This window comes from Stenotrophomonas sp. Ste96 (genome assembly GCF_024519495.1).
Taxonomy (GTDB): Bacteria; Pseudomonadota; Gammaproteobacteria; order Xanthomonadales; family Xanthomonadaceae; genus Stenotrophomonas; species Stenotrophomonas bentonitica_A.
Genome location: NZ_JALJRX010000001.1, coordinates 1,088,807 through 1,102,626, shown reverse-complemented (window position 1 = coordinate 1,102,626; position 13,820 = coordinate 1,088,807). Strand labels below are relative to the sequence as shown.

The 13,820-nt window shown below is 69.2% G+C and carries 7 protein-coding genes; 5 read left to right on the top strand and 2 right to left on the bottom strand.

What is annotated here, in order from left to right; genetic code table 11:
• The first annotated feature begins 45 nt into the window (after positions 1 to 45).
• Positions 46 to 4,149, top strand: coding sequence for an ATP-dependent RNA helicase HrpA (gene hrpA / locus OC373_RS05035; RefSeq protein ID WP_261997179.1), 4,104 nt, complete (start codon positions 46 to 48; stop codon positions 4,147 to 4,149).
• A 45-nt stretch (positions 4,150 to 4,194) separates the two neighbouring features.
• Here hrpA and OC373_RS05030 read toward each other — a convergent pair whose 3' ends face one another.
• Positions 4,195 to 4,707, bottom strand: coding sequence for a hypothetical protein (locus OC373_RS05030; protein ID WP_070425757.1), 513 nt, complete (start codon positions 4,705 to 4,707; stop codon positions 4,195 to 4,197).
• Positions 4,708 to 4,839: 132 nt separating this feature from the next.
• On the opposite strand from OC373_RS05030, the gene OC373_RS05025 reads away from it, so the two are divergent.
• On the top strand, positions 4,840 to 6,993 hold the full coding sequence (locus tag OC373_RS05025) for a bifunctional (p)ppGpp synthetase/guanosine-3',5'-bis(diphosphate) 3'-pyrophosphohydrolase (protein WP_261997178.1): 2,154 nt from the start codon (positions 4,840 to 4,842) through the stop codon (positions 6,991 to 6,993).
• A gap of 29 nt (positions 6,994 to 7,022) precedes the next feature.
• Positions 7,023 to 8,588 (top strand): hypothetical protein, encoded by a 1,566-nt coding sequence (locus OC373_RS05020; protein WP_261997177.1) that lies wholly within the window; start codon positions 7,023 to 7,025, stop codon positions 8,586 to 8,588.
• Here the strand turns inward: OC373_RS05020 and OC373_RS05015 are convergent.
• Positions 8,585 to 10,684, bottom strand: a complete 2,100-nt coding sequence (locus OC373_RS05015) for a glycosyltransferase (RefSeq protein WP_261997176.1) — start codon at positions 10,682 to 10,684, stop codon at positions 8,585 to 8,587. The two genes, OC373_RS05020 and OC373_RS05015, sit on opposite strands and share 4 nt — an antisense overlap.
• Before the next feature lie 96 nt (positions 10,685 to 10,780).
• Here OC373_RS05015 and mrcB point away from each other — a divergent pair, with 96 nt between their 5' ends.
• Together mrcB and OC373_RS05005 are read left to right on the top strand one after the other, a co-directional pair.
• Positions 10,781 to 13,222, top strand: coding sequence for a penicillin-binding protein 1B (gene mrcB / locus OC373_RS05010; protein WP_261997175.1), 2,442 nt, complete (start codon positions 10,781 to 10,783; stop codon positions 13,220 to 13,222).
• Positions 13,223 to 13,237: 15 nt separating this feature from the next.
• Positions 13,238 to 13,765 carry a hypothetical protein gene (locus OC373_RS05005; RefSeq protein ID WP_261997174.1) on the top strand — a complete coding sequence of 176 codons (528 nt, stop codon included), beginning with the start codon at positions 13,238 to 13,240 and terminating at the stop codon, positions 13,763 to 13,765.
• Positions 13,766 to 13,820 lie beyond the last annotated feature (55 nt).

The following is a 13,820-nucleotide window of genomic DNA, read 5'->3' as shown; positions in this document are numbered from 1 at the left end:
AACTACCCTTTCAGTAGTAAACAAAAGTTCTAAACGAATCGATTGATGAGCGCTATCGAAAAACCACATGCAGCACGCCTGGTCCAGCAGCAGGCCGCGATCAACGGGGCCATGAGCCGCGACCGCGGTCGTTTGCTGGGGATGCTCTCGCGTTGGCGGGCCAAACCGGCGGATGCGGGGCTGGCGGCGGCGTTCGAGCAGGCCTTGCAGGCGTCCGTGCAGCGCCGTGAAGCGCGTGCGCTGAATCAGCCGGCCATCACTCTGGACGAGCAGCTGCCGATTGCGCGTGAAGCCGAGGCCATCACCGCGCTGATCCGCGACCATCAGGTCGTGGTGATCGCCGGTGAGACCGGCTCGGGCAAGACCACCCAGCTGCCCAAGCTGTGCCTGGCCGCCGGCCGTGGCACCGCCGGCATGATCGGCTGCACGCAGCCGCGGCGGATTGCCGCACGTGCGGTGGCCACGCGTGTCGCGCAGGAGCTGCAGTCCGAACTGGGCACCACCGTGGGTTACCAGGTGCGCTTCACCGACCGTGTCGGTGACGATACCCGCATCAAGTTCATGACCGACGGCATCCTGCTGGCCGAGATCAGCAGTGACCGCTGGCTGTCCAACTACGACACGATCATCGTCGACGAGGCGCACGAACGCAGCCTCAACATCGATTTCCTGCTGGGCTATCTGAAGCAGCTGCTGAAGAAGCGCCCGGATCTCAAACTGATCGTCACCTCGGCGACCATCGATACCTCGCGCTTCGCCCAGCACTTCGATGATGCGCCGGTGATCAGCGTGGAAGGCCGCACCTTCCCGGTGGACGTGCGCTACCGCCCGCTGGAAGGCGAGGGCGGCGGCGACGCCGACGGTGGCCGCGATGGCGAGCGCACCGTGAATGACGCGGTGGTCGCGGCGGTGGATGAAATCACCCGCATCGATCCGCGTGGCGACATCCTGCTGTTCTTCCCGGGCGAGCGCGAAATCCGCGATGCGCACCAGGCACTGGAGCGGCGCAAGTACCGCGGCACCGACGTGCTGCCGCTGTATGCGCGGCTGTCGGTCAAGGACCAGGACCTGGTGTTCAACCCGGGCAGCAACCGGCGTATCGTGCTGGCCACCAACGTCGCGGAAACCTCGCTGACGGTGCCGCGCATCCGCTATGTGATCGACCCCGGCTTCGCCCGCATCAAGCGTTACAGCCCGCGCCAGAAACTGGACCGGCTGCATATCGAAGCGGTCTCGCAGGCCAGCGCCAACCAGCGCAAGGGCCGGTGCGGTCGTGTCTCCGAAGGCATCTGCTACCGGCTTTATTCCGAAGCGGATTTCCAGTCGCGCCCGGAGTTCACCGATCCGGAAATCCGTCGCTCCAGCCTGTCCGGGGTGATCCTGCGGATGCTGCAGCTGGGCCTGGGCAGGATCGAGGATTTCCCGTTCCTGGAAGCACCGGATGAACGCGCCATCGCCGATGGCTGGCAGCAGCTGGGTGAGCTGGGTGCGGTCGATGCCGAGCGCCGCCTGACCCCGATCGGGCGCCAGATGGCGCGCCTGCCGGTGGACGTGAAACTGGCTCGCATGCTGGTCGCCGCGCAGGCACAGGGCTGCCTGCGGCCGATGCTGGTGATCGCCTCGTTCCTGGGCATCCAGGACCCGCGTGAGCGCCCACCGGAAGCGCGCGCCGCCGCGGACAACGCACATGCGCTGTTCGCCGATGGGCGCTCGGAATTCGTCGGCGTGCTGCGACTGTGGGACGGCTACCGCCAGGCCCACGAAGATCTCACCCAGTCCAAGCTGCGCGACTGGTGTGGGCGACATTTTCTTGGTTTCCTGCGCATGCGCGAATGGCGGGAGCTGCATCGCCAACTGCGCGTGCTGTGCGAAGAACTGGGCTGGAATGAAGAGCCGGCCGAGACCTCGTTGGCGCCGCTGCTGGCCGGTTCCTCTGCACCGGCGCCGGCGCGCGATGACGAGGCCAGGATCAAGGCGACGCGTGGCCAGCAGCACCGTGCCGCGCGCCTGGCCCGCGAAGGGAAATCCGAACCGTCGCCTGCCGAGGACAAGGCCGCGCCCGGCAACGGTGCCGATCCCGAGGCACGCAGCGCGTTCAGCGACAAGGTGCGCGCCGCGGCGTACCAGACCCTGCACCGCGCGCTGATCGCCGGCCTGCCCACGCAGATCGGCCATCGCAGCGACAAGGGCGATTTCCTGGCGCCGCGCCAGCGTCGCTTCCTGCCGTTCCCGGGCTCGGCCCTGGCCAAGCGGCCGCCGCCGTGGCTGCTCACTGCAACACTGCTTGACACCCAGAAGATCTGGGGTCTGACCAACGCGGCGATCGAGCCGGACTGGGTCATCAACGAACTGCCGCATCTGCTGCTGCGCAAGCACTTCGATCCGCACTGGTCGCGTGCGCAGGGCCAGGTGCTGGCCTCGGAGCAGATCAGCCTGTTCGGGCTGGTGCTGGCCCCGAAAAAACCGGTGCATTACGGCCGCATCGCGCCGGGCGAGGCGCATGACATCTTCGTGCGCCAGGGCCTGGTGACCGGCGAGATCAACACCCGGGCCGGCTTCGTCGCCGACAACCTCAAGGTGCTGGAACAGGCGCGCGAAGAAGAAGCCAAGCTGCGCCGCGCCGGTATCGTCGCCGATGAAGGCTGGCAGGCGCGCTGGTACCTGGACCGGATTCCGGCCGAGATCCATTCGGCGATGGGCCTGGATACCTGGTGGAAAGCACTGGCGCCGGAGAAGCGCCGGGCGCTGTCGTGGACGCTGGCCGATCTGCTGCCGGGCGAAGGCAGCGATGCCGAGCGCTATCCCAGGTACCTGCCGCTGGGCGATGCGCGGCTGGCGCTGCATTACACCTTCGAACCCGGTGCCGAGGACGATGGTGTGACGCTGGAGGTGCCGCTGCACCTGCTCAACGCGCTGGATCCGGCGCGGCTGTCGTGGCTGGCGCCGGGTTTCGTCGCTGACAAGGCCGCCGCATTGATCCGCAGCCTCCCCAAGGCGATGCGCCGCAACTATGTGCCGGCACCGGACTTTGGCCGCGCGTTTGCCGAGGCCTTCGCCGAACCGACCGCCGATGACATCCGGGGCGAACTGGCGCGGTTCCTCTCGCGCGCGACGGGTGCCAAGCTGGCCGCGACCGATTTCGACGAAGCCTCGCTGGAGCCGCACCTGCGCATGAACCTGCGCCTGCGCGATGCGGACGGCAAGGTGCTGGCGACCTCGCGCGATCTGGAGGCGCTGCGCGCGCGCTTCGGCGACAAGGCCGGTGAGGCCTTCGCCGCACGCGCAGGGCGTGCGCTGGCCGCGGAAGGGCTACGCGATTTCCCGGCCACCCCGATCCCGCTGCAGGTGCCCGGCGAAGCCGGCGTGCCGGCGTATCCGGCGCTGGTCGATCAGGGTGAGACCGCAGCGCTGAAGATCTTCGCCGACCGCAACGAAGCGCTCGAGCAGCATCCGCTCGGGGTTCGTCGATTGATGGAGATCGCGCTGGCCGACAAGGCCAAGCAGGCGCGCAAGCAATTGCCGGTGCCGCCCAAGACCGGGCTGCTGTACGCCGCGATCGAATCGCAGGAGCGGCTGCGGGGCGATCTGGTCGACGCGGCGATGAATGCCGTGCTGGCCGACGGGCTGGGTGATATCCGCGACCCTGCCGCGTTCGCCAAACGCAGTGCCGAGGCGGGCAAGGCGTTGTTCGGTGAGGCGATGGCGCGCCTGAAGCTGGCCGAGAACATCCTCGCCCACGTGGCCGAGCTCAAACCACAGCTGGAAGCGCCGCTGATGGGGTGGGCGCGTGGCAATCTCGATGACATGGAGCAGCAGCTTGCCGCGCTGGTCCATCCCGGGTTCCTGCGTGACACGCCGGCCGACGCGTTGGCGCAGTACCCGCGCTATCTGCGCGCGATGATCCTGCGCACCGAGCGTGCCAAGCGTGATCCACCGCGTGATCAGGCCCGCATGCTCGAGCTGCGTCCGTTCGTGGAGGCGCTGGCGCAGGCCGACGCGCGCGGCCTGCGCCAGCGGCCGCAGTGGCAGGACCTGCGCTGGGACCTGGAGGAGCTGCGGGTGTCGCTGTTCGCCCAGGAGCTCGGGGCGCGTACCGGCATTTCGGCCAAGAAACTGGCCCAGCGCGTGGCCGCGCTGCAGAAGGCCTGATCCGGCAAGCCCCGTGCCGGTGCGGCACGGGGAACCAGGTACGGATTACTTGACGCGGCGGACCTTGGCGCGGGTGTTGACGCCCTGCACCTGCATGTACCACACGCCGCCCAGGCCGGGAGCGATGCTGACCTCGGGCGATTGGCGGCGGACGCCACCGACCTGGGCGTCGTCGATCTGCTCCCACTCCTGCGCGTTGGCGAGCACGTAACGCTGGCCCTTGCCGAAGCCGCGGAACGCACCGGTCAAGGTGCTTTTGATCGGCTCCTTGGTGCCGAAATCGAAGAAACCGTGGTTCTTCACGATGACTTCCTGGCGCCCCTCTTCGCGGGCCTGCTCGCGTGCGTCGGCCGCCAGGGCGGCCACTTTGCCCTGCAGCCAGTTGTTGAGCTCGGTCAGTTCCTGCGGTGTGAGTTTCTCCAGCCCGGCCGCCTTGAACTCGGCCGGCGACATCTGCTGCTGCAGATCGCCTTCCACCACGCGCTGGGCCAGCGCCGGCAGCGACACACTCATCACAATGGCCGCGCAGGCCAACAACCGCAGACGGGAAAAGCGCATGGCAGGGTCTCTCCTAGGGATGGCCGCAGTGTAGTGCCAGCGCCCGGGCATGTGCACATGCAGGCGACGGCGATTGTCGGGGGGGCGCTGCGGCGCTAGTGTAGATGGCCTCTGTCTTGTCTGTACGATGCTGTGAACCGCGCTTCTGCCCCCGGCCTGGATGCCTTGTTGAACCGACCCTCGGTGGCTTCGCTGCCGACCGAACTGCGCGAGGCGTTGCTGCAGCGCTGGCAGCAGCCCGAGGCCGATCTGGAAATGCGCGCGGGCTGGCCGGTGCTGGCCGACACGCTTGATGCGCTGTCGCTGCTGTCGGCCGACGAGTCGGCGCTGCTGGCCACCCTGCTGTTCGATCTGCCGTGGCTGCGCGCCGGGCTGGACGCGTTGCCGGTCGGTGCGCTCAAGCCGGTGGTGGTCGGCCTGCTGGACGGGCTGGACGCGGCCGACCAGGTCTGGGCGCTGCACGCCGGGCGAGAGGCCGGTCGCAACAGCGAGGGGCTGCGTCGCCTGCTGCTGTCGATCATCCGCGATCTGCGCGTGGTGCCGATCCTGCTCGCCCGCCAGCTGGCCCGCATGCGCGGTGCCGATCGCCTGCCCGAGGAGGAACGGCGCGCGTTGGCCCAGCTCACCCGCGACATCCACGCGCCGCTGGCGAACCGGCTCGGCATCTGGCAGTTGAAGTGGGAGCTGGAAGACCTGGCGTTCCGCCACCTCGAACCGGAGACCTACCGCCGCATCGCCCGCGAGGTCGACGAAACCCGGTTGGCGCGCGAGCGCTATGTCGAGGCCGTCAAAAAGGCGCTGTCGCGCGAGTTGCTGGCGCAGGGCATCCGCGCCGAGGTCAGCGGCCGGCCGAAGCACATCTACAGCATCTGGCGGAAGATGCAGAAGAAGCGGCTGGCGTTCGAGCAGCTCTACGACATCCGTGCGGTACGCGTGATGGTGGACGACGTGGCCGCCTGCTACGCCGCATTGGGCGTGGTGCACGCGCTGTGGGCGCCGGTGCCGAGCGAGTTCGACGATTACATCGCGCGCCCGAAGGCCAATGATTACCGCTCGCTGCATACCGCCGTGGTCGGCCCGGAAGGTCGCACCATCGAAGTGCAGATCCGGACCCACGACATGCACGCCCAGGCCGAGCTCGGCGTGGCCGCGCACTGGCGCTACAAGGAAGGCAGCAAGGGCGCGGAGAAGGCCTTCGACCGCAAGATCACCTGGATGCGCCAGTTGCTGGAGCAATCCCAGGAGGGGCACGGCGGTGAGCTGGCCGGCGCGCTGGATGCCGAGCTGACCGAGGACCGGGTCTACGCGCTCAGCCCCAAGGACGAGGTGATGGACCTGCCGCAGGGCGCCACGCCGCTGGATTTTGCCTACCACGTGCACACCATGGTCGGGCACCGTTGCCGCGGCGCGAAGGTCAATGGCCGCATCGTGCCGTTGACCTACCGGCTGCGCAGCGGCGACCGCGTCGAGATCCTGACCGGCAAGGAGGCCGACCCCCGGCGGGACTGGCTGCTGGCCTCCAGTGGCTTCCTGGCCAGCAACCGCTCGCGTGAAAAGGTGCGCGGCTGGTTCCACAAGCTGGACCGCGCACGCAATGTGCAGGCCGGCCGCGAACTGCTCGAGCGCGAGCTGAAGCGGCTCGGCCTGCAGCATGCCGACCTTGCCATCGCGGTGAAGAAATTCCACGCCGACAGCGTCGACGATCTCTATATCCAGGTCGCGCTGGGCGACACGGGGCCGAACCAGGTCAGCCGCGCGCTGCTGGAAGCCGAACGGGCCGCCAGCCAGCCGGCGGTGCCGGCGATGCCGCGGCCCACGGCGCGGCGCGACAGCGTGCGCAGTGCCAACTTCACCGTGCAGGGCGTGGGCAACCTGCTGGTGCAGCTGGCCCGCTGCTGCCAGCCGGTGGCCGGCGAACCGATCGTCGGCTACCTCACGCGGGCGCGTGGCGTCACCGTGCACCGCACCGACTGTGCGGCGCTGGCCCGGCTGGCCGCAGCCAGCCCGCAGCGCATTCTTCCCGTGGAGTGGGGCCAGGCCGGCGGTGGCTATGAAGTGGACGTGGTGGTCGATGCGGTCGACCGGCGCTGGCTGCTCAAGGACATCACCAACCTGATCGCGCAGGAGGATGCCTACGTCCTGGACATCCACAGCGACAACGTCCGCAACAGCGGCCGGGCGCACCTGCGGCTGCGGCTGAAGGTCAGCGACTACGGGCAGCTTTCCACCCTGCTGGGCAAGCTGGACGCACTGCCCGGCGTCAGCGAAGCCCGGCGTCTAGGCTGAGCTCACGTGCCCCACGCTAGGCTCGCGGCATGAGCCGGGACGACGATGACAGGCATGATGCCGCGCATGAGGCGCTGCGGCGGGTGCGCCGCGAGGGGCGCTGGTGGTGGGTGCAGGCGCGCCACGCCAAGCGCATCTGGCGCTGGGCGTTGCTGATCGCCGTGCTGCTGTTCGTGGCCCTGGCGCTGTTGCGCCGGCCGCTGGCGAACTGGTTCTGGAATGAACCGCAGATCGAGCAGCTGCTCGACCAGGGTGATCGCGCGCTGGCCGCAGGCCGCCTGACCCTGCCCGACGGCAGCGGCGCACGTGAGTCCTATCAAGCAGCGCTGGCGCTGGACAACGACCGGCTGCAGGCACGCACCGGCCTGGCCCGTACCGGCCAGGCGGCACTGCAGCAGGCGCGTGCTGCACTGGAACGCGGCGACCCGGCGGCCGCGACAACAGCGCTGGCCCTGGCGCGCGAGCTGCAGGTACCGCAGCGCGAAGCCGACGCGGTGGCGCAGCAGCTGCGCGCGCACGACCAGGCACGCGCGGGGATCGGCGCCTTGCTCGGCCGCGCCGAAGCGGCCCTGCAGGCGCAACGGCTCGATGGCAGCCCGGACAGCGCGCTGCCGCTGTTCCAGCAGGTGCTCACGCTCTTGCCCAACCAGGTGCGTGCGCTGGAAGGGCGTGAGGATGCGCTGTCCGACCTCCTCCAGCAGGCGCGCACGGCGGCCGGCCGCGGCGATGTTGCACGCGCGGCCGAACGCGTGCGCAGTGCCCGGGGCTTCGACGCCGGACATGTCGATCTGCCGGCCACCCAGGAGGCACTGAACAACGCACTGGAGCGGCGCCAGCGCGAAGGCGAAGCCGCGCTGCGCCGACAGAAACTGGAGGCTGCGGCGGAGGCCTTCGCCGCGGTGCTTGCCGCCTTGCCCGACGATCCTGCCGCACACCGCGGCCAGCAGCAGGTAGCTGATGCGCAGCTCTTGCGTGCGACGCGGCTGGCCGGCAATTTCCGCTTCGACGAAGCGGCCCAGGCGGTGCAGCAGGCTGAAACGCTGGGCGCTTCCACGCGCGCGCTGGAGACGGCGCGGCATGCCATCGAGCAGGCGCGTCGTTCGCAGGCCGCGTTGAAGACCCCGGCGGTGCCGCGGGCGCAGCGCGAACGCACGCTGCAGGGCCTGCTCACGCGCCTGGAAGAGGCCGAGGGCCGTGGCAATTTCCTGGATCCCCCCGGCCGCAGTGCCTACGACGCGCTGCGTGAGGCCCAGGGGGTTGCGCCGCAGGACCCGCGTGTTCGCGCGGCGGCGCAGCGGTTGTTGCCAGCGAGCCGGCAGTGTTTCGAGGATCGCCTGCGCGAGAACCGGGTACTAGGGGCCGGAGCCTGTCTCGAGGCCTGGCAGACCCTGTCCTCCAGCGACGCAGGCCAGGCTGCGGCAAGGCGCCGGCTGGCGCAGCGCTGGTTGGCGATCGGCAGTGAGCGGCTTGGCTCGGGCGATATCACCTTCGCGCAACAGGCGCTGGTGCAGGCGCGCCGCTGGCAGCCGGACCTGCCCGAGCTGCCGGCATTTGCCGAACGCCTGCGCAGTGCCGGTGGCGGCGCGGGAGCCTAGGCCAGGAACACCCGCTGTACGGTGGCGCGGGCGGCATCCAGCGAGAAGTGGTCCACGATGTTCTGCAGCCCGGCGGTGGAGAGCCGGCGCCACAGGGCCTCATCCTGGTACAGCCGGACCACGGCCTGGGCGAACGCCTCGGCATCATCGGCCACCAGTACATCCTCGCCATCGCGCAGGTGCATGCCTTCCACGCCGCAGGTGGTGGCGACCACGGGCTGGCCGTGCGCCATGCTGAGATTCACCTTGCCCTTGACCCCCGCGCCGAAGCGCAGCGGCGCCACGGCGATGCGCACGCCGTCCATGTACGGCACCACGTCCGGCACGAAGCCATGGATGTCCACACCGGGCTGGGTCGCGGCCAGCTCGCGCAGCGCATCGGGCACGGCTGCGCCGATGCAGTGGAACCGGATATCGGGCAGCTGCGCGCGGATGCGCGCGAAGACCTCGCCGATGAACCACTGCATGGCATCCAGGTTTGGCGGATGACGGAAGCCGCCAACGAACACCAGGTCGCGGCGCTCGGCCCAGTCGGGGCCCGCGCCTGCAACTTCATGCAGGTTGGAGATCAGTTCCACCGTCGCGCCCGGCGCATCGATGCGCAGCTGCTCGCGTTCGGCTGCGCTGACCAGCACGGTCACATCGACCTGATCCATCACCGCCAGCTCGCGTGCGCGGGTGCGCTCGGCATTGCGCAGCAGGCCTGCATCGCCGGCGATCTCCGCACCACGGCGCTCGCGCAGGTAATGCAGGTCGACGGTGTCGAACACGGTGCGCGCCTGCGGCGCGAAGCTGCGCAGCAGCGGCAGGCATTCGTGGGCGACGTGATAGCGCACCATCATCACCACCCCGAAGCGGGCGCCGTTGGCCCGCAGCCACGATGCCACGCCGTCGAGGTAGGGCGCGTACCAGACCTCCACGCCCAGCGCCTGCAGCGCCTCGGTGGCGGCGCCGGCATGCTCGCGACGTGTCGGCACGAACACCACATGGACGCCCTCGTCGAGCAGCATCCGGATCAGGTTGTACTGGCGTAGCGAGGCCGAGTCGCGGTCCGGCTGCGGCACTTCTTCATCCAGGATCAGGACCTGGCGCTGGGCGCGATGGAGCAGGGCCGGCGAGGGCACGCTGCCGACGCTCGGCTGCGCTTGCAGCGCCTTGGCCCACTTCGCCGCGAACACCCCGCGGTTGCGGACCTGGTAGGCCTTGACCCCGCTGCCGGTATCGGTGCCGTTGCTGGTGCCCTCGTCATGCACCACGCGGCTGGCCGGCTGCACCAGCACGCGGTGGCCACTTTCGCGGACGGCGAAGGCCAGGTCGGTATCTTCGTAGTAGGCGGGCTTGTAACGCAGATCGAAGCCGCCAAGCTGGTCCCACAAGGCGCGGGGGATCATCAACGCCGCGCCGGAGCAGTAGTCGGCATCGCGCAGCGCGCTGTAGCGCGGATCCTCGGGTGACTCGAAGCGGCCATAGCTCCAGCCGCTGCCGTCCTGGAAGATCACGCCACCGGATTCCTGCAGGCGGCCATCGGGGTAGAGCAGCTGCGCACCGACCAGGCCGGCACGCGGCACGCGGGCGAAGGTGGCGAGCAGGGCATCCAGCCAGCCTGGCTGCGGCACGGTGTCGTTGTTGAGCAGCACCACGTACTGGCCACGCGAGCGGGCCACGCCATCGTTGCAGGCCTCGATGAAACCGCCGTTGGTTGGCCGCACCTCATAGCGCAGCCCGCTGACCTGCGGCATCCAGGCGGTGGTTTCGTCGCTGCTGCCGTCGTCCACCACCAGGATCTCGCAGTCGACCTGCGGCGGGTGGGCCGCCAGCGCCCGCAGGCAGGCCAGCGTGTGGCCGGCGTGGTTGTAGACCGGAATGATGATGCTGACCACCGGGCGCTCGCTGGCCGGCACCGTGAACGGCGCGAACGGTGTGGCCTCCGGCAGGAACAGCGGTGCGCCGCGCGGGGCGGGCACGGCCTGGGTATGGACCCGGATGCGCTGCCAGGTGGCGCGCCAGCCCCGGGTGCGCAGGCTGGCCAGACTGCGACGGAACAGGCCGAGCATGCGGTTCAGGAAATAGCGAGCATCGGCCAAGGACATCGACATCCCGTTGCAACTCCAGCTTAAGCGGGGGAACCCGGGAGAACGCGCCGCTCGCGGTGGCTGCGTTAGACTCGCCGGACTTCATATTCTCGCATCCCCGTGCCCCGACGCTACGATTCCGACGACATCGACGAGTTCGACGACGACACCGAAAGCCGCGGCCCGCTGTGGCGGCGCCGGTTGATCACCTGGGGCATGGCGGCTGTCGCGCTGGGGCTGGGCTTCCTGATCCCCTATACGGTGTACCTGAACCAACAGGTCACCCAGCGCTTCGGCGAGCTGCGCTGGCAGATTCCCACCCGTGTCTATGCGCGCCCACTGGCGTTGGCGCCGGGTGTGGCCATGGATGCGGCCACGCTCAAGACCGAGCTGGCGGCGTCGGCCTACCGCGATGACGGGATCGGCAAGTCGCCGGCCACTTACACGCAGGAAGGCGGGCGCTTCGTCATTTCCAGCCGTGGCTACAACGATGTGGATGGCCGGGTCGCCCCGCGCCGCGTCGAGCTGAGCCTGTCCGGCGGGTCGATCGCCTCGCTGCGCGATCCCGACAGCCGCAAGGCCCTCAAGGCCGCGCGCCTGGATCCGGCCCGTATTGCCACGCTGTACGGCCAGAAGCAGGAAGAGCGCCGGCTGGTTCGCATCGAGGAAACCCCCGAGCTGCTGGTCACCGGCCTGCAGGCGGTGGAGGACAAGGATTTCAGCCGCCACCACGGTATCGATCTGAGCGGTATCGCCCGCGCGGTGTGGGTGACCGTGCGCTCCGGCGGCCAGAGCCGCCAGGGTGCCTCGACGCTGACCCAGCAGCTGGCCCGCAGCGGCCTGCTCGGGATCGGCAAAGAGCAGACCGTCACCCGCAAATTCAACGAGGTGCTGTACGCGCTGATCATGGAGGCGCGCTACGACAAGCGCACCATCCTGGAGGCCTACCTCAACCAGGTCTACCTGGGCCAGCGCGGCAGCCAGGCCATCCATGGCATGTCCTCGGGTGCGGAATTCTGGTTCGGCCGTGATCTGGCTTCGCTCAACACCGAGCACGTCGCGCTGCTGATCGGCCTGGTCAAGGGCCCGTCCTATTACGACCCGCGCCGCAATCCCGAACGCGCGCTGGACCGCCGCAACTTCGTGCTGGGCAAGCTGCGCGAAGCCAATCTGATCGACGATGCCGAGTACAAGCGTGCCGTCGAAGCGCCGCTGGGCGTGCCCAAGACGCCGGGGCTGATCGCGGCCAACCGCTTCCCGGCCTATGTGGATCTGGTCCGCCGCCAGCTTGGCCACGACTATCCCGAGTCCGTGTTGCAGGGCGCCGGGCTGAGCGTGATGACCGGCATGGCACCGTCTGCCCAGGCGTATGCCGAAGGTGCGGTCACCAAGACGATCAAATCGCTGGAGAGCAAGCGTCGCCCCGAGCTGCAGGCCGGCCTGGTCCTGACCGACGTCCACAACGGCGATGTGCTGGCCGTGGTCGGCAGCCGCGAAGTGTCCGAGCCGGGCTTCAACCGCGCCATCGAGGCGCAGCGTCCGGTGGGTTCGCTGCTCAAGCCATTCGTGTACCTGCTGGCGCTGGCGCAGCCGGACCGCTACTCGCTGTCCAGCTGGGTCGACGATTCCCCGGTGACGGTACAGCTCAGCCGCGGCAAGCAATGGTCGCCGGGCAACGCGGACAACCGCAGTCACGGCACGGTCCGCCTGATCGACGCACTCGCCCATTCCTACAACCAGGCCACGGTGCGGGTGGGCATGCAGGTCGGCCCGGAGCGGGTTACGCAGTTGATCCACGTCCTGGCCGGGATCAAGGCCGACCCCAATCCAGCGGTGATCCTGGGCTCCACCGATCAGAGCCCGTATGCGATGGCCCAGCTGTACCAGTTCCTGGCCTCCGGCGGTGAAATCCAGCCGCTGCATGCGGTGCGTGGCGTGCTCGATCCGCAGGGCAAGCTGATGAAGCGCTACGACAAGACCCCGGCGCCGGCGCAGGAGGGCGACTCGATCGCCGCGAACCTGATCAGCATCGGCCTGCAGCAGGTCGTGGCCAGCGGTACCGCGCAGCGCCTCAACGCCGATGGGCTGGGCCGCCTGCAGCCGGCGGGCAAGACCGGCACCACCAATGATGGTCGCGACAGCTGGTACGCCGGCTACACCGGCGACCACCTGGCGGTGATCTGGATGGGCAATGACCAGAATCAGCAGGCCGGGCTGTATGGCGCGACCGGCTCGATGCGGGTCTGGTCGGGGATCTTCCAGCGCCTGCCGAGCGCGCCCCTGAAGGTGAGCAACAAGGGCCTGGACTGGCAGTACGTGGAGGCCGGCGGTACCGCCACCACCGATGAAGGCTGCCCGGGCGCGCGTCGTTTCCCGTTCGTGGTGGGGTATACCCCTGCCTATGTACCGTGCGCCGCGCCGAGCGCGTTGCCCGAAGGCGAGGGCGGCGAGCAGAGCGAAGGCGGTGGCTGGCGCAGCTGGTTCGGCCTGGAGAAGAAGCCCGAGCCCGCCCCCGAACCGGCGCAGAATGCACCGGCCACCCCCCCCGCCCGTCAACCCTGATCAAGGCCAGCCTGCATGACCACCCGACTCCTGATCCGTTCCGCTTCGCTGGCCACGCTCTGCCTGGCCCTGGCCGCCTGCGTCACCCCGCCGCCGGTGGTGAAGGCGCCCGTCGATACCACTACGCCGGCCCAGCGCCTGGCGGCCGTGGATGCCGCCGCCGGCAACGATGACAAGGAACTGGCCGTGCAGCCACTGCGCGACAGTGAAGTGGAAGATCTGCGCCAGACCGCGCTGGCCCGCCGCCAGGCCAATGATCTTGCCGGGGCCGCGGCCGCGCTCGACCAGGCGCTGGCGATCATGGCCTCGGATCCATCGGTGCTGCAGGACCGCGCCGAAATCGCGCTGCTGCAGGGTGAGTGGGCGGCTGCCGAAACCTTCGCCCGCAAGTCGGTCGAGCTGGGCTCCAAGACCGGCCCGCTGTGCCGTCGCCATTGGGCGACGATCGAACAGTCTCGCCTGGCCCGGGGGGAAAAAGAGAATGCCGCCTCGGCGCATGCCCAGCTGGAAGGCTGCACGGTGCCGGGGATCATGCGTTACTGAGGGCAGCGCGAAAGCGGATGCGTGACGGCGTAGCGCCGGGCATCGACCGGCACCC